Source organism: Streptococcus sp. SO2 (genome assembly GCF_030440025.1).
Window position 1 is genome coordinate 1 of sequence record NZ_JAQFJH010000001.1, and the last position, 21,234, is coordinate 21,234.

22 protein-coding genes and 1 pseudogene are annotated in these 21,234 nt (G+C 36.3%); 19 read left to right on the plus strand and 4 right to left on the minus strand.

Annotated features, from left to right (window positions below; all coding sequences use genetic code 11):
• The first annotated feature begins 746 nt into the window (after nt 1-746).
• The 3 genes from PCY17_RS00005 to msr(D) all read left to right on the plus strand — a co-directional run bounded on the left by PCY17_RS00005 (nt 747) and on the right by msr(D) (nt 4,103).
• Nucleotides 747-917, plus strand: coding sequence for a hypothetical protein (locus tag PCY17_RS00005; protein ID WP_000873143.1), 171 nt, complete (start codon nt 747-749; stop codon nt 915-917).
• Nucleotides 918-1,302: 385 nt separating this feature from the next.
• Nucleotides 1,303-2,520 carry a macrolide efflux MFS transporter Mef(A) gene (gene mef(A) / locus PCY17_RS00010; protein ID WP_000417519.1) on the plus strand — a complete coding sequence of 406 codons (1,218 nt, stop codon included), beginning with the start codon at nt 1,303-1,305 and terminating at the stop codon, nt 2,518-2,520.
• A gap of 119 nt (nt 2,521-2,639) precedes the next feature.
• Entirely contained in the window at nt 2,640-4,103 is a 1,464-nt protein-coding gene (gene msr(D) / locus PCY17_RS00015; RefSeq protein WP_000420313.1) for an ABC-F type ribosomal protection protein Msr(D), read from the plus strand.
• Between the two features lie 117 nt (nt 4,104-4,220).
• Here msr(D) and PCY17_RS00020 read toward each other — a convergent pair whose 3' ends face one another.
• The 4 genes from PCY17_RS00020 to PCY17_RS00035 are packed head-to-tail and all read right to left on the minus strand — an operon-like array spanning nt 4,221 to nt 5,465.
• The gene (locus tag PCY17_RS00020) at nt 4,221-4,520 is read right to left on the minus strand and encodes a DUF5960 family protein (RefSeq protein ID WP_001072467.1); all 300 of its coding nucleotides are present in this window, start codon (nt 4,518-4,520) and stop codon (nt 4,221-4,223) included.
• Entirely contained in the window at nt 4,507-4,875 is a 369-nt protein-coding gene (locus PCY17_RS00025) for a hypothetical protein (protein WP_000567222.1), read from the minus strand. Before PCY17_RS00025 ends, PCY17_RS00020 begins: the two co-directional genes overlap by 14 nt.
• Before the next feature lie 12 nt (nt 4,876-4,887).
• Complete coding sequence (locus PCY17_RS00030; protein ID WP_000806926.1) at nt 4,888-5,223, minus strand: hypothetical protein; 336 nt, start codon at nt 5,221-5,223, stop codon at nt 4,888-4,890.
• Nucleotides 5,220-5,465 carry a hypothetical protein gene (locus PCY17_RS00035; RefSeq protein WP_001813542.1) on the minus strand — a complete coding sequence of 82 codons (246 nt, stop codon included), beginning with the start codon at nt 5,463-5,465 and terminating at the stop codon, nt 5,220-5,222. Before PCY17_RS00035 ends, PCY17_RS00030 begins: the two co-directional genes overlap by 4 nt.
• Before the next feature lie 805 nt (nt 5,466-6,270).
• Between PCY17_RS00035 and PCY17_RS00040 the strand changes: the two genes are divergently transcribed.
• From PCY17_RS00040 to PCY17_RS00115, 16 genes and pseudogenes are all read left to right on the plus strand, one after another.
• The gene (locus PCY17_RS00040) at nt 6,271-6,993 is read left to right on the plus strand and encodes a MurR/RpiR family transcriptional regulator (protein WP_049518643.1); all 723 of its coding nucleotides are present in this window, start codon (nt 6,271-6,273) and stop codon (nt 6,991-6,993) included.
• Between the two features lie 8 nt (nt 6,994-7,001).
• The gene (locus PCY17_RS00045; protein WP_049518645.1) at nt 7,002-7,754 is read left to right on the plus strand and encodes a MurR/RpiR family transcriptional regulator; all 753 of its coding nucleotides are present in this window, start codon (nt 7,002-7,004) and stop codon (nt 7,752-7,754) included.
• Between the two features lie 148 nt (nt 7,755-7,902).
• Nucleotides 7,903-9,333, plus strand: a complete 1,431-nt coding sequence (locus PCY17_RS00050; RefSeq protein ID WP_049518647.1) for a 6-phospho-beta-glucosidase — start codon at nt 7,903-7,905, stop codon at nt 9,331-9,333.
• A gap of 12 nt (nt 9,334-9,345) precedes the next feature.
• Complete coding sequence (locus PCY17_RS00055; RefSeq protein ID WP_001020606.1) at nt 9,346-9,648, plus strand: PTS sugar transporter subunit IIB; 303 nt, start codon at nt 9,346-9,348, stop codon at nt 9,646-9,648.
• Between the two features lie 10 nt (nt 9,649-9,658).
• Nucleotides 9,659-10,972: a PTS sugar transporter subunit IIC gene (locus PCY17_RS00060; RefSeq protein ID WP_049518650.1), complete on the plus strand. Its 1,314-nt coding sequence runs from the start codon at nt 9,659-9,661 to the stop codon at nt 10,970-10,972.
• A 13-nt stretch (nt 10,973-10,985) separates the two neighbouring features.
• On the plus strand, nt 10,986-11,306 hold the full coding sequence (locus PCY17_RS00065) for a PTS lactose/cellobiose transporter subunit IIA (protein ID WP_049518651.1): 321 nt from the start codon (nt 10,986-10,988) through the stop codon (nt 11,304-11,306).
• A gap of 8 nt (nt 11,307-11,314) precedes the next feature.
• A pseudogene (gtfA, locus tag PCY17_RS00070) lies at nt 11,315-12,581 on the plus strand (sucrose phosphorylase).
• Between the two features lie 262 nt (nt 12,582-12,843).
• The gene (locus tag PCY17_RS00075; protein WP_038806089.1) at nt 12,844-13,587 is read left to right on the plus strand and encodes a CPBP family intramembrane glutamic endopeptidase; all 744 of its coding nucleotides are present in this window, start codon (nt 12,844-12,846) and stop codon (nt 13,585-13,587) included.
• Between the two features lie 154 nt (nt 13,588-13,741).
• On the plus strand, nt 13,742-14,548 hold the full coding sequence (locus PCY17_RS00080; RefSeq protein ID WP_301390599.1) for an alpha/beta hydrolase: 807 nt from the start codon (nt 13,742-13,744) through the stop codon (nt 14,546-14,548).
• A gap of 11 nt (nt 14,549-14,559) precedes the next feature.
• Nucleotides 14,560-14,688, plus strand: coding sequence for an ADP-ribosylglycohydrolase (locus tag PCY17_RS00085; protein ID WP_000899999.1), 129 nt, complete (start codon nt 14,560-14,562; stop codon nt 14,686-14,688).
• A gap of 104 nt (nt 14,689-14,792) precedes the next feature.
• Nucleotides 14,793-15,419 (plus strand): SAP domain-containing protein, encoded by a 627-nt coding sequence (locus PCY17_RS00090; protein ID WP_301390600.1) that lies wholly within the window; start codon nt 14,793-14,795, stop codon nt 15,417-15,419.
• A gap of 219 nt (nt 15,420-15,638) precedes the next feature.
• The gene (locus PCY17_RS00095; protein ID WP_301390601.1) at nt 15,639-16,601 is read left to right on the plus strand and encodes a hypothetical protein; all 963 of its coding nucleotides are present in this window, start codon (nt 15,639-15,641) and stop codon (nt 16,599-16,601) included.
• A gap of 234 nt (nt 16,602-16,835) precedes the next feature.
• Entirely contained in the window at nt 16,836-17,717 is an 882-nt protein-coding gene (locus PCY17_RS00100) for a diacylglycerol kinase family protein (protein WP_301390602.1), read from the plus strand.
• A 63-nt stretch (nt 17,718-17,780) separates the two neighbouring features.
• Nucleotides 17,781-18,272, plus strand: coding sequence for a phosphoribosylanthranilate isomerase (locus PCY17_RS00105; RefSeq protein ID WP_049478803.1), 492 nt, complete (start codon nt 17,781-17,783; stop codon nt 18,270-18,272).
• Between the two features lie 178 nt (nt 18,273-18,450).
• A complete protein-coding gene (locus PCY17_RS00110; protein ID WP_071851071.1) occupies nt 18,451-20,190 on the plus strand; it encodes a glycoside hydrolase family 13 protein in 1,740 nt (579 codons plus the stop codon).
• Between the two features lie 156 nt (nt 20,191-20,346).
• Nucleotides 20,347-21,222, plus strand: a complete 876-nt coding sequence (locus PCY17_RS00115) for a DUF4300 family protein (protein WP_301390603.1) — start codon at nt 20,347-20,349, stop codon at nt 21,220-21,222.
• Nucleotides 21,223-21,234 lie beyond the last annotated feature (12 nt).

Genomic DNA, 21,234 nt, shown 5'->3' on the forward strand with positions numbered 1-21,234 from the left:
CTGAAATTCAAATTTATGAAGAGAAGCAACCAAATGGACAATGGCTAAAATCCATTACTTTTAAGCTACCTATCATTGATGAGGATCTAAATATAAGTTTGGACAATGATGAGCATGTTGAGTGTGTGAGTTTGTTAGTGAAACGCAGTTAAACCTCAAAAGGTTCACCCAAACCTTTTGAGTCCCACAAACGCACCATGTTGAGGCGGTAAGTTTGCTAGTCAAGGAGTAAAACGACGAAGATTAGCATTTACTTCCGCCCATGCGATAGCTGTCCGTGATTGACAAGTGCTAGCACGCAGACAGAACGGAGATAGCGAACCGCTGAGTGTGTCGCTCTGCTCGTAAAAGCTTAGAAACCTTTGAACGAAAGGGATAATGAAAGCCTTGATTGCAAGGCTTTTTGCTTTATGGTGGGTAAGTATCAGAGTGAGAAAATTTTTGGAATGAGTAGAAGTGATAGCTAGAAATTATCAGTTTCTATTTCCATTTACCCTGTGGGTACGTGTTTGTTTCCATTGACAAGGAGTTTGTGGGAATAGAAATGTACCCACCTTGTTTGAATCAAGTGAAGTGTAGTTGAAGGAAATCTGTTGAAAGCAATACTTCATTTTACCGAATAAGTAATAATTTAGGCAACTTCAAATCGATTAAAAAAAACTATTTTAAAGGTTAAGAGTAGACAAAAATTGTCCACTCTTTTTTGCAAACTCAATTTATCAATAAATGAAATGAGGGAATGTAAAATGAAATATTTTGAGGTTGAGTTAGAAAATCCTGATGAATTTTTAAAACTACAAACAGAAGATTTTGTGAAAGCTAATCGCTTGCTACTAAGGAAGATAATCCAGAGCGTTACAGTCTATGAAGAAAACTTCGTCATATCCTTTAAATCTGGCATCGAATTGGAAGTATGAGTCTCATTCCATAACTTTTATATTGAACATATCATCTTGTTGTGTTATACTATAAATTGATATAAACAAAGATGTAGGAGGAACCGAAACTATGACAGCCTCAATGCGTTTAAGATAAGCTGGCAATAAAAAAAGCAGAATCTATACCCGATGATAGGCTTTTTTGTTGTGCTTATTTATACGATATTGAGCATTCATTAGTTACGGTGAGGATATTGGTTATTTAACTATACCTTTATTTAACTATGTCTTTAATATGAATGTTTCCAAATTGTATGTATGCAGACCAAAAGCCACATTGTGGGGTTTGGCCTGCATTTTTTATTGCCTAGAATGCTATTCAAAATAGAAATTCAAGCAAAATAATATGCAGGAGATAATATAAATGGAAAAATACAACAATTGGAAACGAAAATTTTATGCAATATGGGCAGGGCAAGCAGTATCATTAATCACTAGTGCCATCCTGCAAATGGCGATTATTTTTTACCTTACAGAAAAAACAGGATCTGCGATGGTCTTGTCTATGGCTTCATTAGTAGGTTTTTTACCCTATGCGATTTTGGGACCTGCCATTGGTGTGCTAGTGGATCGTCATGATAGGAAGAAGATAATGATTGGTGCCGATTTAATTATCGCAGCAGCTGGTGCAGTGCTTGCTATTGTTGCATTCTGTATGGAGCTACCTGTCTGGATGATTATGATAGTATTGTTTATCCGTAGCATTGGAACAGCTTTTCATACCCCAGCACTCAATGCGGTTACACCACTTTTAGTACCAGAAGAACAGCTAACGAAATGCGCAGGCTATAGTCAGTCTTTGCAGTCTATAAGCTATATTGTTAGTCCGGCAGTTGCAGCACTCTTATACTCCGTTTGGGATTTAAATGCTATTATTGCCATCGACGTATTGGGTGCTGTGATTGCATCTATTACGGTAGCAATTGTACGTATACCTAAGCTGGGTAATCAAGTGCAAAGTTTAGAACCAAATTTCATAAGGGAGATGAAAGAAGGAGTTGTGGTTCTGAGACAAAACAAAGGATTGTTTGCCTTATTACTCTTAGGAACACTATATACTTTTGTTTATATGCCAATCAATGCACTATTTCCTTTAATAAGCATGGAACACTTTAATGGAACGCCTGTGCATATTTCTATTACGGAAATTTCCTTTGCATTTGGGATGCTAGCAGGAGGCTTATTATTAGGAAGATTAGGGGGCTTCGAAAAGCATGTATTACTAATAACAAGTTCATTTTTTATAATGGGGACCAGTTTAGCCGTTTCGGGAATACTTCCTCCAAATGGATTTGTAATATTCGTAGTTTGCTGTGCAATAATGGGGCTTTCGGTGCCATTTTATAGCGGTGTGCAAACAGCTCTTTTTCAGGAGAAAATTAAGCCTGAATATTTAGGACGTGTATTTTCTTTGATCGGAAGTATCATGTCACTTGCTATGCCAATTGGGTTAATTCTTTCTGGATTCTTTGCTGATAAAATCGGTGTAAATCATTGGTTTTTACTATCAGGTATTTTAATTATTGGCATTGCTATAGTTTGCCAAATGATAACTGAGGTTAGAAAATTAGATTTAAAATAAACAATATTGGAGGAATATTTATGTATCTTATTTTCATGTAACTCTTCCTGCTAAAATCGCAGGGTTTTCCCTGCATACAAGCAAATGAAAGCATGCGATTATAGACAGGAGGAAATGTTATGGAATTAATATTAAAAGCAAAAGACATTCGTGTGGAATTCAAAGGACGCGATGTTTTAGATATAAATGAATTAGAAGTATATGATTATGACCGTATTGGTTTAGTAGGAGCAAATGGTGCTGGAAAAAGCACTTTACTCAGGGTACTTTTAGGAGAATTAACTCCCCCAGGATGTAAAATGAATCGTCTGGGTGAACTTGCCTATATTCCCCAGTTGGACGAAGTAACTCTGCAGGAGGAAAAAGATTTTGCACTTGTAGGCAAGCTAGGTGTTGAGCAATTAAATATACAGACTATGAGCGGTGGTGAAGAAACAAGGCTTAAAATAGCACAGGCCTTATCGGCACAGGTTCATGGTATTTTAGCGGATGAACCTACGAGCCATTTAGACCGTGAAGGAATTGATTTTCTAATAGGACAGCTAAAATATTTTACAGGTGCACTGTTAGTTATTAGCCATGACCGCTATTTTCTTGATGAAATAGTAGATAAAATATGGGAACTGAAAGATGGCAAAATCACTGAGTATTGGGGAAACTATTCTGATTATCTTCGTCAGAAAGAGGAAGAACGTAAGAGCCAAGCTGCAGAATACGAACAATTTATTGCGGAACGTGCCCGATTGGAAAGGGCTGCGGAGGAAAAGCGAAAACAGGCTCGTAAAATAGAACAGAAGGCAAAAGGTTCTTCAAAGAAAAAAAGTACTGAAGACGGAGGGCGTTTAGCTCATCAAAAATCAATAGGAAGTAAGGAAAAAAAGATGTATAATGCTGCTAAAACCCTAGAGCACAGGATTGCGGCCTTAGGAAAAGTAGAAGCTCCGGAAGGCATTCGCAGAATTCGTTTCAGGCAAAGTAAAGCATTGGAGCTCCATAATCCATACCCTATAGTCGGTGCAGAAATTAATAAAGTATTTGGGGATAAGGCTCTGTTTGAAAATGCATCTTTTCAAATTCCGTTAGGAGCAAAAGTGGCGTTAACTGGTGGTAATGGAATCGGAAAAACAACTTTAATCCAAATGATCTTAAACCATGAAGAAGGAATTTCTATTTCGCCTAAGGCAAAAATAGGTTACTTTGCACAGAATGGTTACAAGTACAACAGTAATCAGAATGTTATGGAGTTTATGCAGAAGGATTGTGACTACAATATATCAGAAATTCGTTCAGTGCTAGCATCTATGGGGTTCAAACAGAACGATATTGGAAAAAGTTTATCTGTTTTAAGCGGTGGAGAAATTATAAAATTGTTGCTTGCTAAAATGCTCATGGGTAGATATAACATCCTAATAATGGATGAACCCAGTAACTTCCTTGACATACCAAGTTTAGAGGCTTTGGAAATACTAATGAAGGAGTACACCGGAACTATCGTGTTTATCACCCACGATAAACGATTACTCGAAAATGTAGCAGATGTAGTTTATGAAATTAGAGATAAGAAAATAAATCTGAAACATTAAATTTAAGGTAGTCGCTGGTCAGTATAGTCTGTTCTGGTTGGCGACTCCATTGTTAAAGAGTATAAAGACTTTAGATTTTATGAATATTAAAAATAGGAACAGTCAATTGAACTGCTCCTATTTTTCTGCTAAATATATTGTAGTTTTCTTATATGTATAATGATAGATTAGCGGATTCTCATCTACGGTACTTACTTCAAATATGAAGAAGTGATCGCGGTTATCTCTGGACTTTTCCTTATTGAGGACAAAGTAATTCTTACGTGAAGTCGCCATTGTTTTTAGGATATCATCAGTTAGGAAGGTCAATGGAATATTCATGTTAGAGTAGCGGTAGAAGTCACGTTCAAAATCTTGGTAGCTCTCGCTATAATAGTCCATTTGTAGGTGATTACGCTGAAACTCAAGCTGATTCATAGAGCACCTCCTCGACAAGTTCAATACTAATAATGTCTTTTAATTTCAAATTGATGTGACCTGTTGTAGTTTTTATCAAAATGAAATCTTTGGTCAGACTTGGTATTGTTCCAGTGTAGGAAACACGCTTGTTTTTTTCAATCACTTGAATGCGTGTGCGTAGCTGCCCGGCGTATACTTGACTGAGGAGTAATAATTTCTTCTCTAGTGATAAGTCAGACATGTACGTTACTTTGTTTGTATCATCAGAGAGTGCTGATGCATGTTCAGATAGGAAAAAGCCCATCCATTTTTGCATCTTTGTATCCTGGTACTCTCTTGCTGATTGAAATGGTAAATATGAACGGTCAATCATATCAAATCCTTTCTATGCAGAGGCAAGGGTATTTTTATCAAATTGAATCGTAAAACCTTGAATTCCCCCACCTGTGTAACATTCTTTAAAGCGATTGATTACCTCAGTATAGATTATCACAGATGAGCTTGTTGGCTTAATGCTAAATGTAAATTCCAATGGTAATCGGTTTTCAGATTTAGCATGTACTAGTCGTATCGATATTTCAGTTGTTTTGAGTTTTCTCTGACGAAGTTTTGAAGTTGCTGTTTCAACGATTCCATGTAAAAATCTTTCAAGCATTTCAATATCATTACATCCTTTGCTACGGATTTCTGAAAATTGTACTGTATTTTTTTCTTGTTTCATTTTAATCCCTCCAATCCACCCGCGGAATGACCACCGATAAGTTTACTGCGTTCAATATTTCTGGAACCTTCAGTTAGGACGGTTCCTTTTTGTATGGCTAAAAAACCAAACTGTTCTCTGACAACATCAATAGCTGTCTGAAGTCTATTATCTTTTTCAATTTGTTCTACATCATCAAAGAGTGATAGTAGAGTATAGCTTTCATCTACGAAGCCACTATAAGATACACCAATTTGTCTCACTGCACCAGAGGTGTATTTTTTCGGAATAATACAAGTACATGACTCACCATTGTTTTGGGGAGATTTGCGGGTTCAATTTTATTCTGAGCATTTATAGATTTTTTCATCTCAGTCCTAGAATAGCCAATATGAATAGAAACGACAGTAGTCAATACTAGGGCTACTGTTCCGTTCCACAGTATCATTTAAAAATCATTTTCACACCCTTTCGTCTATTAGTATAGAAGAAAGCTCTCAGCACATGTCGAGTGTGTAGCTTTGCTTGTAAAAGCCTAGAACATTTTGATAAATCGCAATAATGAAAAGCCTTGGTTTCAAGGCTTTTTGTATTGGCGTGGGGGAGTATTATAGTGAGAAAATTTTTGGAATGAATAGAAGTGATAGCTAGAAATTATCAGTTTCTATTTACATTTACCCTGTGGGTATGTGTTTCTTTCCATTGACAAGGAGTTTGTGGGAATAGAAACGTCCCCACCTTACATATCTCCAGAATGGGCGATTGAAATTGAGACAATTTAATAGAGATAAGCTCTTGTTATGTTTCTTTTAAGTCAATAAACTAACAATACTCAAAGTATGCTCAAAAATATGATATAATCTAGGACATAAGGCAATACTGTTTTAAAGTATTTTCTCTTAACCATGTCTCGTTAGACAAATCTGATTCGTCTGGTTTTCTAATGGATTTTAATGCTGACTTGGTTTTATAGCCATTATGCTCTCCATTATTTTAGTGTAGAACACTTTGGTTATTAGTTTTTTGTTACATTGTAAGCAAATCAATAGAGATAGAAAAAGGAATTATATGTTTAGTTATGAGGTTGTAGCAAGTTTTAACGACTTAGAAAATGCTATTTATACAACTATTTTAGAAAATGAAAATATATCCTCTATGACAATCAAGGAATTGGCCCAACTTGCACATGTATCAGTTGGAACCGTACAACGATTTTGCAAGCATCTAGGATTTGATGGATATAGCCATTTTAAGATTGCTTATAAAGAATATTTAAAAAATGAGCAAATTATTTTAAACAATCAAGACAATCATTCTTTGAAGTTATTCATTGATTATACTGAGCAAGATACTTTTTTGCAGCTGATTATGGAGGCTGTGGCAATCTTAAAGAACGTTGAACAGATTGTTTTTGTCGGAATTGGTTCCTCTGGAACTTTAGGTCGATATGGAGCGCGCTATTTTTCAAATATTGGCAAATTTAGTATGTGTATTGAAGATCCTTGGCAACCAGTGCTACAAAACAGTATGGAAAAAACTTGTGTCATTGCCTTATCCGAATCTGGTGAGACTTCTCAAACATTGAAAATTGTACAAAAATTAAAGGAAAAAGGTTGTCCAGTTATTGCCATCACAAATACATTGGAATCAACATTGTCAAGGCTATCTGATTGCTCCATAACCTATCATGTTCCTCAATTATTTTTAAATGGGTTTAATATTACGACGCAGGTACCTGTTATTTTCATTATTGAAATGTTAATGAAACAACTATATACTACAAAAGCATAAGGGTGTCTATGAATTTATTTGATTATCATAAAGTAAAAGGGCTAAATAATAGTGAATTAAGCGTGTATAATTTTATATTGCAACATAGAGATAAAGTTGCTACGATGACTATCAGAGAGCTATCGACATCTATAAATCTATCGACAACAACCATCATTCGTTTTGCGAAAAAGATGGGATTTGATAGCTACAATGATTTAAAGTATGTCTTGTCAAGGTCAGAAGATAAGGAAAATAAACATCGTCACTACTTTCCTATTGATATTCCAGCAATACAATTTTTACAGACTAGTGTTCAAGATGAAGCTTTAAAAAAACAACTATCAGAGATAGCAGACTTGATCGTTCAAGCCAAACAAGTTATCTTTTTAGGGGTGGGTACTAGTCTAAGTTTGGCAGAATATGGCTCATATCTTTTTTCTGGAATCGGTATTTTTAGCTTTGCTATCACTAACCCATTTTATTCTCTGAAATTGCATCATTCTAATTTGGAGGATGTTTTGGTTATTGCTCTAAGTGTCAGCGGTGAGACAGAAGAAGTTCTAACTCTGGTACAGGGATTCAAAGAAAGAAATGCTAAGATTGTTAGTCTGACAAATACAGATATTTCCACTTTATCACAGCTATCGGATATAAATTTATCCTACTTTATGCCAGTTGCCTATGCAGATTCCTCGCTACGTTCCACTAATTTGACCACTCAGATTCCAGTTGTCTATTTTTTAGAATCCTTACGTTACCAAGTTTATTTAAAAAAATAGGAGTGAAAACTCTTGTTTTTTTTATGTAACAAATATTGTTCGACTGTACATTTATTTTCTATCTCAATATCTATTGTCAGCAGGTACAGTATGTTATAAAATAGACTTGTTCATAGCGCTAGTACAAAATACAGAAAGGATTGGTAAAATGGCAAAAATACCAGAAGGCTTTTTATGGGGTGGGGCAGTTGCTGCTCACCAAATTGAAGGAGGATATGATAAAGGTGGAAAAGGCATTTCGATAGCCGATGTGATGACAGTTGGAAGTGCTAGCCACTCTCGACAGATTACTGATGGCGTCTTACCTGACGAATATTATCCGAATCATGATGCAATAGATTTTTACAGAACCTATAAGGACGATATACAATTATTCGCTGAGATGGGATTTAAGTGTTTTCGAACTTCGATTGCCTGGACTCGTATCTTCCCAAATGGAGATGAAGAAGAACCTAACGAAGAAGGGTTGAAATTTTATGATGATTTATTTGATCAGCTTCTAGCTCATCAAATTGAACCGGTCATCACACTCAGTCACTTTGAAATGCCCTATCATCTAGTTACTAAGTATGGTGCTTGGCGTAATCGCAAGTTGATTGATTTCTTTGTTCGTTTTGCGAAAGTCGTCATGGAACGATATAAGGACAAAGTTAAGTATTGGATGACCTTTAACGAGATCAATAATCAAGGTGCAATTAATGTTCCTTGGTGCTCATGGACTAATTCTGGTGTCATTTATCAAGAAGATGAAAATCCAGTTGAGGTACTACAGCAGGTTATCCATTATCAGTCAGTGGCTTCTGCAAAAGTTGTACAATTGGGTCGGAAAATCAATAAAAATTTCAAAATTGGTTGTATGCTGGCAATGGTACCATTTTACCCGAATACATGTGATACAAAAGATATACTTGCTAGCCAGAAGGCAATGGAGCATCGTTTATTTCACTATGGAGATCTTCATGTTTTTGGAGAGCGTCCTTACTATATTGAGGCCTTTTGTCGAAAAAATAATATCAAACTGGATATTATACCAGAAGATCTAGAAACTCTAAAAGAAGGTTGTGTAGATAATATTGGCTTGAGTTACTATATGAGTGATACAGTGACTTCTACAGCATCTGAGGAAACAGAAGAACTTTTCAAAGATGTTTACACTAAGAAAAACCCCTATATTGAATCAAGCGATTGGGGTTGGCAGATAGACCCTGAGGGATTACGCTATAGCTTAAATCTTTTATACGATCGCTATCACTGTCCGCTTTTTATAGTTGAAAATGGATTCGGTGCTTATGATAAGGTAGAGCCTGATGGAATCCATGATTCTTACCGCATTGATTACCTCAAACAACACATTGAACAAATGATGTTAGCGATTGAAGAAGATGGCGTAAATGTCATTGGTTATACCCCTTGGGGCTGTATCGATATTGTTAGTGCTGGTACAGGTGAAATGGAGAAGCGTTATGGCTTTATCTATGTCGATAAGAATAATAATGGCGAAGGAACTTTGCAACGAATGAAGAAAGATTCCTTTACATGGTATCAAAAAGTGATTGCATCAAATGGAAACGAATTATAAGGAGTAATTAAAATGAATATTGGATTGTTTTGTGCAGCAGGTATGTCAACAAGTATTTTGGTTGAGCGTATGAAAGAAGCGGCTCAGAAAAAAGGGAAAGATGCAACAATTGCAGCTTATTCCATCAGTGAATTGGAACAAAGAGTTGGAGATATTGATGTGGCTCTATTAGGCCCACAGGTTGGTTTCCAACTTGAAAAAGCAAAAGAAATTTGTGCTTCTCACAATGTTCCTGTAGAAGTGATTGCAATGGCTGATTATGGTACTGCAAACGGTATGGCAGTTCTTAAACAAGCTTACATGATGAAAAAATAAGGAGACGATGATGAAGGATAAACTGATTAAAAAGTTTGTTGATAGGATGATGGCCTTTGTCAATACCAAAGGTGTAACAGCGATAAAAGATGGTATTGTTTTCTCTATGCCATTGTTGATTGTTGGCTCCATCTTTCTTATCTTGGCCAATCTTCCAGTTCCAGCTCTAGCAACGATGTTAGAAACTAGTGGTATTACCCCTGTTCTCAATCAAGCAATTGGTGCAACCTTTAATATCAGTGCGATTGTAACAGTCATTGGGATTGCGTATACCTATGCTAAGCTAGAAAAACAGGAGCCGCTTGGGGCAGGTGTCATTGCCCTAGCAGTTTTCTTGCTAATCCAGCCCTCCAGTTTGATTTCTAAAAATGGGGATGTAGTTGGTAACATTATTCTGAAGGATTGGACTTCCGGGAAAGGGATGATTGGTGCCATTATCGTTGGTTTGATAGTAGGAGCAAGCTATTCTTGGTTTTTGAAGAAAAATATCAAAATCAAAATGCCAGATGGCGTACCAACTGGTGTAGCCAACGCATTTTCAGCCTTGATTCCTGCTACTGTTATTATCACAGCGGCAACGATCTTTGTCGGACTTGTTGAACAATTGTTTAAGGTCACAACGATTGAAGTGATTTATAATCTTATTCAAACACCAATGCAAGGCTTGACTGACTCATTGTTTGGTGCGGTGCTTATGTGTTTCCTTGTACCATTCTTATGGATGTTTGGGGTGCACGGCTCAACTGTAGTTGGTGGCATCATGAGTGGCTTGCTACAGGCGAATGCTTTGGAAAACCAAGCCATTTTAGATAAGGGCCTAGAATTAAATCTAGCCAATGGCGGTCATATTGTGACGATTCAATTTTTTGATCAATTTATCAATGTTACAGGTGCCGGGATTACGATTGGTTTGGTAGTTTACATGGTTGCATTTGCAAAATCAAAACAACTAAAAATTCTTGGACGTCTTGAAATGGTTCCAGCCATCTTTAATATCAATGAGCCGGTGCTCTTTGGTTTGCCGATTGTAATGAATCCAGTTTTAGCAACTCCCTTTATATTAACGCCTATTTTATCTTGTATCATCCAGTATTCAGCGATTTATTTTGGACTGACACCTATGTATGGTGCCGTTCAAGTTCCGTGGACTTGTCCTCCAATTATTTCAGGATTTATCATCGGTGGTTGGAAAACAGCCTTGTTGCAAACACTTATTTTGGTTATGTCTTTCTTTGTTTATTATCCGTTTATTAAACAGATGGATAAACAAGCTTTACAAGCTGTAATACAAGAAACAAGCGATTTAGAAGATGAAGATTGGTAAGAGAGGTATTAAAATGGACGAAAAAGTACTCGAAGTGTGTTTTCAAATTATCACCTATGTAGGAACAGCAAAATCTATGTACATCAATGCTATTCAATTGGCTAAGCAGGGTGAATTCGAGCAGGCTAAAGATAGAATTAAACAAGGCGAAGAAGCATTTGTACAGGGACACAATGCTCACCACTCACTTTTGACAAAAGAAATGAATGGGGAATTAAGCGAAACAGGTCTACTTCTGATGCATGCTGAGGATCAGTTAATGAGTGCAGAAGGTTTTCGAACGATTGCTGAGGAATTTATAGCAGTCTATAAACGCTTTGAGGAAGGTAAATAGAGCAAGTTATGAAAGTAAAAAATCAAGCAATGTTAATTACCTATTCAGACAGTCCTGGAAAAAATCTGAAAGACTTGAAGTAGGTCTTAATCTCAGCCAAGTCGCCTTTTCCCTTGATTTCCTAGAAAAGAAAGATGAGTCTGCCTATCCGGATTTGTTTATCCACTACAAAAACTTTTGGCCAAACAGTGGGCCGACTCAGGAAGATGTAGACCTGATTTACAAACGGAAGCCACGTGCTCCCTATAGCATTGCCAAGTTTGCTGATGGTAGTGAGGAAAAAGTTTGGTGTACCTTTGATGAGCAACAGATCGACCTCGATGTGACAAGAGAAACAACTCGTCGCTTTATTCAGGAAAATCTGGAACAGCTGGCGGACCACGGAGCTTCCATTATTCGCTTGGACGCCTTTGTCTACGCCAATAAGAAAATCGGCACCAACTGTTTCTTTGTTGAGCCAGATATTTGGGAAATGCTTCATTTTCCGTGTCAGCTATTGGCACCAAAAGGAGTGAAAATTCTTCCAGAAATTCATGAACATTACACCATTCAGCAAAAAATCGCTGAGCAAGACTACTATGTCTATGACTTTGCCCTTCCGATGCTGGTTTTTCATGCTCTTTATTCAGGTAATGTCAAACGTCTTGTTCACTGGATGGAAATCTGCCTCGCAAGCAATTTACAACCTTAGACACGCACGATAGTATCGGAGTGGTCGATGTCAAGGACTTGCTAACAGATGTTGAAACAGAGGCGACAAGAGAAGCCCTCTATGCCCAAGGAGCAAATGTCAAAAAGATTTACAGCTCAGAGGCCTACAATAATTTGGATATTTATAAGAAAAATTGTACCTACTATTCATCTTTAGGAAATGATGACCAAGCCTATCTCTTGGCACGTGTGCTTCAATGTTTTGCACCAGGTATTCCGCAGATTTACTACGTTGGCTTGTTGTCAGGAGAAAATGATATCGAATTGCTCGAATCAACCAAAGAAGGCTGCAACATCAACCGTCACTATTACGATTTGGAAGAAATTGAGCGAGAAGTTCAACGCCCAGTTGTGCAGTCCTTGTTCAATCTGCTCAAATTCCGTAATACCAGCGCAGCATTTGATGGAGAGTTTGCTGTTGACATGGAAGACGCTAATACTATCCACATCAGCTAGACCAATACCGATGCCAATACAGTGGCAGAATGAAGAGCTAATCTGAAAGATAAATCATTTGAAATTACAGAGAAAATAGATAGTGAAAGAACATCGATTTATCTATAATAGAATACAAACGAGTGGTGGAAACGTTTGATTTCCTCACTCTTTTTGTTAGCTAGTTAGTAACAAAATAGTACTTAAACGTAAACTATGAATTATATCCTGTTGTGACGATAATTGTTCGAGAATATTCGTAATAAAAAACAGGAACAGTCAATTAAACTGCTCCTATTTTTATGATAGAATATAGGTAGTTATAAATCGAGAGCAACTAAGAAGCAGTAACAAATATTACATATAAAATAATCAAAATAAGGAAGATAAAATGACAGAAATTGACAAAAAGAATTTAAAAAATTATCTTTATTGTACATTTGGAATTACTTATATAGCTTGGGGGATTCTTGCCATCTTTACTCAATCTTATATTTTGGGATTAGAGACATTTATAGGAAGAATATTACATATAGTTGGTGCACTTGGACCAGCTATTGCAAGTGGCTTTTATTTAAAAAGTAATAATATAAAATTTAAACATTTTTTATTTAATAAGATAGAAAATAGTAGTATTTATTTCATTTATCATATGTTAGCAATTTTGATACTATTTTCTGTATCTTCCTTAGAATTAAACGGAGTATCCATTTATCTGATGCCATTATTCTTTATACAACTAATTTTTTTTGGTGGTGGACATGAAGAATTAGGATGGAGAGGAATATTACAGCCATTACTTGATAAAAAATATACTTATTGGCAATCTAATTTGATTGTAGGTTCAATCTGGGGAATTTGGCATCTGCCTTTATGGTTTATAGTCGGAGAAAGTCATCAAGGATTTCCTTTCATTTTATTTTTTATATATACATTATTTTTAAGTTTTGTTTTAGGGCTTCTTTATCGTCAAACGAAATCTGTGGGGTACTGTCTATTATTTCATGCGTTCGCAAATTTGTTAAATCTCTATTTTGTGTTAAAAATTAATCTTATTTTTATTATCATTTTTATTGGTTATTTGATTTATACTATATTGGCGAGTAATAGAATTAGTAAGGAAACAACATTTTAAAATTTAGATCAGGATATCCATTATTGAATGTAACGTGTGGTCATTCTAGATAATCAATGTTAGAGACTTTTCTATTTGATGAGGCATCACTGATTGTTCAAACTGATTTAACAAGTATTTATCTAGTGAAAGTCCTACAGCAAGGAGTTTAAACATGAAATTCCATGAATTTGGTGATAAGAATTTGCCTCCTATTATACTGATACATGGTGGTGGCAGTTCTTGGTGGAATTATCTTCGTCAAGCACGAATCTTGTCAAAAGAATACCGTATTATTCTACCAACTTTGAATGGCCACGGCGAGGAATATCAACTTGATTATGTTTCTACTGAAGATTCTGCTTTGGAGATTCTAGACTATATCAAAGCAAACTGTGGTGGGAAATTGTTTGCAATCGGTGGTGTTTCACTTGGTGGTCAAATTGCCATGGAGCTTTTGTCTTTAGACAGTGAAATTGCTGAGAAGGCCATCATAGATGGAAGCCTCTGCATTCCTCAACCAAGGTTAGCTAAAATCAGCATCTTTCTAGTGTCTCTATTTGGTAAACTGATGTTCAATAAATTCTCTTGCAAACTTCAGTTCAGCATGATGAACAAACTCTATCCTAAACTGGCTTATCCAGAGGAAATAAAAGCTTATTATTTAGAGGATTTGCCAAGGACGCCTATCAAAACATTGGTGACCATTTACAAAAACTATATGGGATGTTACAAGCTGAAAGATATGATTTCTGCTAGCAAGGCTCAGGTTCTGTATATATATGGTGAAAAAGAATTGAACTGTGTGAAAGAATCAGCGAAATTATTTCATCAGCTACATTCAAATACAATTTTGTATGAAGCAAAGGGCTATAACCACGGCTATTTATCAGCTTACCTGCCTTATGAGTGGATTGATTTGGTGGTGCCATTTTTAAAGAGTGACTCATTAGAAATGTGTAACGAATCTGATATGCCATAAGGAGGAAACGTATGCTAGGAGCAATTATTGGAGACATTGTAGGTTCTGTTTACGAATGGAACAATATCAAAACGAAGGATTTTCCTTTATTTTGTGAGGATTGTTTTTTCACGGATGATACGGTAAGTTCGAACCGCTGAGTGTGTGAGTTTGTTAGTGAAACGTAGTTAATCCTCAAAATAAAGAAACTAAAACTCCATTATTTTGAGATGAAAACCTAAACTGTTTTTAAGGAGGTGAAATATTGATAGAAAGCAGACCTATGTTTGAAAAAATCTCATCCTTTGATGAATTTAATAAATATTACTGGTATCGTGATGAACTTTCACAGATATGCAGGTCATTAGGACTTGAATATAGAGGTACAAAACAGGAACTCAATGATATTATTGAGCAGTACTTCAAGGGGAATTTGATTAAAAAATCATCAGTAAAAAGAAAAAAGAAACAAGTAGAAGTCGTTACCTTAGATACGCCCTTACTTGAATGTGGATTCTCCTTTAATGCACACTTTAGAGAATATTTCTCAATTTTAACAGGTGTTTCGCCCTTTAAATTTACTGCTGATATGGCCACTGCTTGGAGAAAAGTCAAAAGAGAACATGATTTGAGTTTTACAATCCAAGATATGCTAAAAGTTTATTATGGAAATTCAGATTATGCCAAGTATGATCATTCGGTTTGTCAATGGAATCAATTTTTAAAGGATTTCTGTGCAGACGAAAATAGTCGCAACTACTCGAATAAACTAAAAGTAGCTTCTATTCTTTGGAAAGAAGTTAGAAATTCAAGTAATGAAAAAATTTATTCAAAAAAACTTTTGACTGAATATGCTGATAAAATAAAAGAGTATGGTAAGGTAGTTCAATAGAAATGATTTCATTTTGATATTTTTGATTTGATTGCTGTTGACTTAGCTGAATTAAAGCAGTCTTTAACTTTAAAGTAAGCGATAATCATTTTAAGAAATTTTGAGCAAGTCAAGGATATTTTTTGAAGACGGAGTAAATAGTGAGCTAGTGTAGATTTACACACATCTATTTGTCTTTTTAAACGGATTTATATAATTAAAAAATATGGAGTATATTTTATGATACAAGTAAATGAGTTTATTAATAAAGTAGATATTACAGATAGTGATAATGTCAATTGTGAATTTGAAGTACGTAAAAAGGCAATGGATTTTTATAAGAAGTATCCTTTTTATGAGGAAGATGATTGGGAGATTATTAAGTTTCAAAACTCAGTTAATCAATATAATAATTTAATGGATGACCAAAAATATAATGAGATTGAAGCATACAAAGAAAAATCAAAATCAGGATATAAGGGAGCTCATTTGCTTGTCAATAAATCGAAAGGTATTGCACTTACGGGTGACATCCTTACTTCAATCACTGTTCCATATAAAAAAATTACCAATGTTGAACCTAGCTTGAAAGGTGGTAAAGAAATAAAAGATTGGATATTAAAAGATGATTTAGAAATACCACATGACTTAGAACCTTATTTTAAAGCTTTTGCTATTGTTTACTATTGGTGTGGAAATATGATGCCTACTGTTGGGAATTTTAGACCAGGACGATATGGAGGAGATAACTGGCTTCTAAAAATGGATACAATAATTAATTGTCTTAAAGCTGGGCCACATCAAAACTGGAGGAATTGGATTAAAGAAAACTGGGGAGAAAATCTAAACAAATTCATCACAGATTACTATTTTGAAGATTGTTTTGAAAAGAATACTTTAAACATTAAGTATATTGTACGAGAATCTGATCCAAATCTTCATCCAGCTAATTGTATACCGAACATTTCTTCACTAAACAATGAGAATATGATAAATCTTCAAAAAAATAATAATAAATTAGCAAAAGAATTTTTAATCAATCATGTAAAAGTGATTATTCAAAGAAGTTACCGAATCGAGAATGAATTTCATGGGGATTGGAAGAAAGAAGAGGAGGACGAGGTAAAAGAAATTTTTAAAGAAATTTTCGCGCAAGCTGGATTTAATGGTGGACAGATTAATAAAATGATTTCTTTATTTTAGATAGGTAACTGACAGTATTTTGGAGCTATTCGTCTGATATTATCTGCTAATCTTTATTTAACCTATGTTTTATATGCTTAAAATTCTTAGTAAACTCTTTGTCTATGTTGTTATAAATCAATCTCCAGTACGTCTGATTTCTATTTTCTGAGGTTTCATTATATAATAGCATTATATGTAATGACTGATGTAGTTACACTAACATTTCTATTTAAAAATTAAGGAGTATTATCAATGAAAAAAGCAATGTTAATTATCAACCCTACCTCTGGTGGGGAAAAGGCTTTGGATTATAAGGTCAAGCTGGAGAATAAGGCCAAAGATTATTTTGAGCATGTGGAAACCAAAATTACCGAAAAGGCACTGGATGCAACACACTTTGCTGAGGAAGCGTCTCGTGAGCGGTACGATGCAGTGGTTGTTTTCGGTGGAGATGGGACTGTCAATGAAGTCATTTCGGGTATTGCTGAGAGAGACTACACTCCGAAGTTAGGGATTATCCCTGGCGGTACGGGCAACCTTATTACGAAACTGTTGGAAATCAATCAAGACATCGATGGCGCGATTGATGAACTCGATTTTAATTTAACCAATAAGATTGATATTGGTAAAGCGAATGACAACTATTTTGGTTATATCTTTAGTATCGGTTCTCTGCCTGAGGCGATTCACAATGTGGAGATCGAGGACAAGACAAAATTCGGTATTTTAGCCTATGCTGTAAATACCATGAAGTCTGTGATGACGGATCAGGTCTTTAACATTAAGATTGAGACAGAAAATGGAAATTATGATGGTGAAGCCAGTCATGTTTTGGTTCTCTTGACAAATTACTTCGCTGACAAGAAAATCTTTGAAGAAAACAAGGATGGCTATGCCAATATTTTGATTCTAAAAGATGCTTCAATATTCTCTAAATTATCCGTCATTCCTGATTTACTAAAAGGGGATGTTGTCGGAAATGATAATATTGAGTATATCAGAGCGCGTACTATTAAAATCTCTTCAGATAGTGAATTGGAGTCAGATGTTGACGGCGATAAGTCGGATAACCTACCTGTAGAAATCAAGGTATTGGGCCAGCATATTGAAGTCTTTTCACAACCGAAAGAGTAGAAGGTAGAAACAAGTTTGTCTTTCACTGAGAAATCAAGTTTCATATCAAGGATTGGAGGAGGGATGAATTCTCTATTTGATGAATTTCGAACAATTTGTTCTCATTTAAACCGAGTCGGAATCACACCCACGCTCATGGGATCTTTGGGGTTTGAATACCGTTCAAATAAAGAATGGCAGCCGTCTGACATTGATATTCATGTTCCTGGAGATCCTAGAGGCTGGGAAGCACCTGATCATCTCAGGATTTATGACTGGGACAAGATAATGAAAGTGATGAACCACTTAGGCTATACCTTGGTAGATATTCACGAGCACGAATTCCAAAAAGATGGTGTGAGCGTTGAATTTGGAAGTATCGATTCCTTGCCTGATTTTGCAGGAGTTTCGGAATCAGATATAGAGCTTATTCATCGCGAGGACATCACTTTTCGTGTTCCAAGTTTAGAACAGTATTTCAGTATATACAAGGCTTCTTCCCAAGATTCCTATCGAAATGACCACAATAACAATAAGGATTTTAAAAAGATAGAGTGGCTGGAAAGACATTTGTAAATCATCAATCAGAAAGTAGTAGGTATTAAGACTTACTGCTTTTTTATATTCTCGAAAACAATCCACTCAAAACTACGAACAAGTCTTGAAAATAAAATTTTAAAGTAGTATACTAGAATAACAAAGATGAAAACGTTTGCGTTGCAGATGAATGAAAGTAAATCAGGAGACAGATACAGTGGAATTAACAGCCATTTACCACAGACCGGAGTCGGAGTATGCTTATCTCTATAAGGATAAGATAATGCACATTCGTATCCGGACTAAGAAAGATGATATTGAAAGCATCCATTTGCATTATGGAGATACTTTTATCTTTTTAGAGGACCATTATGAAGCAAGCAAGGCGATGATCAAAGTGACTTCCGATGCCTTGTTTGATTACTGGCAAGTGGAAGTTACGGTTGGCTATGCACGACTCCAGTATCTCTTTGAACTCAAGGATAAGCAAGGTCAGGAGGTCTTATATGGCGATAAGGGATGTGTTGAAAATACGCTAGAAAACCTTCATTATGAAGGAAATGGCTTTAAAATTCCGTATATCCATGAGATTGATGCTTGCCACGTTCCTGACTGGGTAGCAGAGACGGTATGGTATCAGATTTTCCCAGAACGTTTTGCTAATGGGAACCCTGAGATTTCTCCAGAAGGGGCTCTGGCTTGGGATTCGTCAATCAAACCAAAAACGAGTGATTTTTTTGGTGGTGATTTACAGGGCATTATTGACCATCTGGATTACTTGCAGGACTTAGGGATTACAGGTCTTTATCTCTGTCCGATTTTTGAATCTCCAAGCAATCACAAGTACAATACAACGGATTATTTTAAAATTGACCGTCATTTTGGAGATAAGGAAACTTTCCGTCGACTGGTGGACCAAGCCCATCAGAGAGGCATGAAAATCATGCTGGACGCTGTTTTTAACCATATCGGGGATCAGTCGCCACAATGGCAGGATGTTCTCAAACATGGTGAAGATTCCGTTTACAAAGACTGGTTCCATGTTCAAGAGTTCCCTGTGACAAAGGATAAGCTGGGAAACCCAAGAAAACTCCCTTACCATACCTTTGCCTTTGCCAGCTATATGCCCAAGCTAAATACGGCCAATCATCAAGTGAGGGACTATTTGCTAAGCGTTGCGACCTACTGGATTGAAGAGTTTGATATTGATGCTTGGCGCCTGGATGTGGCCAATGAAGTTGACCACCAATTTTGGAGAGATTTCCGTAAGGCTGTTTTGGCTAAAAAGCCTGACCTTTATATTCTTGGAGAGGTCTGGCACACTTCCCAGCCCTGGCTAAATGGCGATGAATTCCACGCAGTCATGAACTATCCTCTCTCCGACAGCATTAAGGATTATTTCTTGCGAGGGGTTAAGAAGTCACCTCAATTCATCAATGAGATCAATGGCCAGTCTATGTACTATAGACAGCAGATTTCGGAAGTGATGTTCAATCTTTTGGATTCGCATGATACGGAGCGCATTTTGACTACTGCCAAGGGAGATATCCAGCTTGTTAAGTCTGCCCTTGCCTGCCTCTTTTTGCAAAGGGGAACACCGTGTTTCTACTATGGAACGGAGTTGGAGTTAGATGGAGGACCAGATCCAGATTGTCGTCGTATCATGCCTTGGGAACGTGTTTCCGATAGCAATGAGATGTTCAATTTTATGAAGAAATTGATTCAGCTTCGTAAGGATACTTCAGGCATTATCCAACATGGAACTTATAGACTGCAAGAAATCAAGCAGGATGTTCTAACTCTAGAATGGAATTATGATGGACAAAAGGTCCAAGCTATTTTTAACCAATCAACTGAAAATTATCTTGTAGATAGTGACGCTGTAGCGCTAGCCAGTCATTGCCAAGTATTGGAGCAGCAACTGGTGCTTTTGCCTAAAGGTTTCGTCATTCAATAAAAAATAGGATTAAAAAGGCTGTAATGAATGGGTGATTCGTGCGGTCTTTTTTTGACTTATGTAGTATAATATAGCTAAGTCAACGATTACTAGCTGAATGATTAGTGAATGGTGTTTAAAATGAAAAAGAGACTTGTAGTCTAGAAGGAGAATTGCATGAAACGAACGAGAAAAGTAGTAGACTTGGGACTGTGTTTGCCCTTATTTCTTGGCTTGGCTGCTTGTCAGCAAAATAATACGAGCACTGAAGCTGCAAATCAGACACAGACCAGTTCAGATAAAGTTCCTTGGACGGCTTCATATTCCAATCTAAACGGTCAAGTCAGTACCGAAGAGGTCAAATCTCTCTTATCAGCTCACTTGGACCCAAATAGTGTTGATGCATTTTTCAATCTTGTCACCGCCTATAATGCGACAGTCGGCTCTACTGGCTTAAGTGGTGATTTTGCCTCCTTTACGAAGACAGAATACGACGTAGAGAAAATCAGCAATCTTTGGAATCAAAAAAAGGGTGACTTTGTCGGAACCAACTGCCGTATCAATAGCTATGCGCTCTTGAAAAATTCAGTCACGATCCCAAAACTTGAAAAGAATGATCAGCTTCTTTTCGTGGATAACGTTGCTATCGATAAGGGAAAGGTGTTTGATGCAAAAGATAAGGAAGAGTTTGATATTCTATTTTCTAGGGTGGAGACGGAAGCAACAACAGATGTAAAAATTCACGCGCAGAAGATGGAGAAATTCTTTTCCCAGTTTCAATTTAATGACAAAGCTCGAATGCTGTCTGTAGTCTTGCATGATAATTTGGATGGAGAGTTTCTTTTTGTCGGGCATGTTGGTATTTTAGTGCCGGCTGAAGATGGTTTCTTATTTGTAGAGAAACTGACTTTTGAAGAGCCTTATCAAGCTATTAAGTTTGCGAGCAAGGAAGATTGTTACAAGTATCTATCCACCAAATATGCGGATTACACAGGTGAAGGACTAGCTAAGCCTTTCATCATGGACAATGAAAAGTGGGTTGAAGGGTATTAAGGTAGGCAAAGG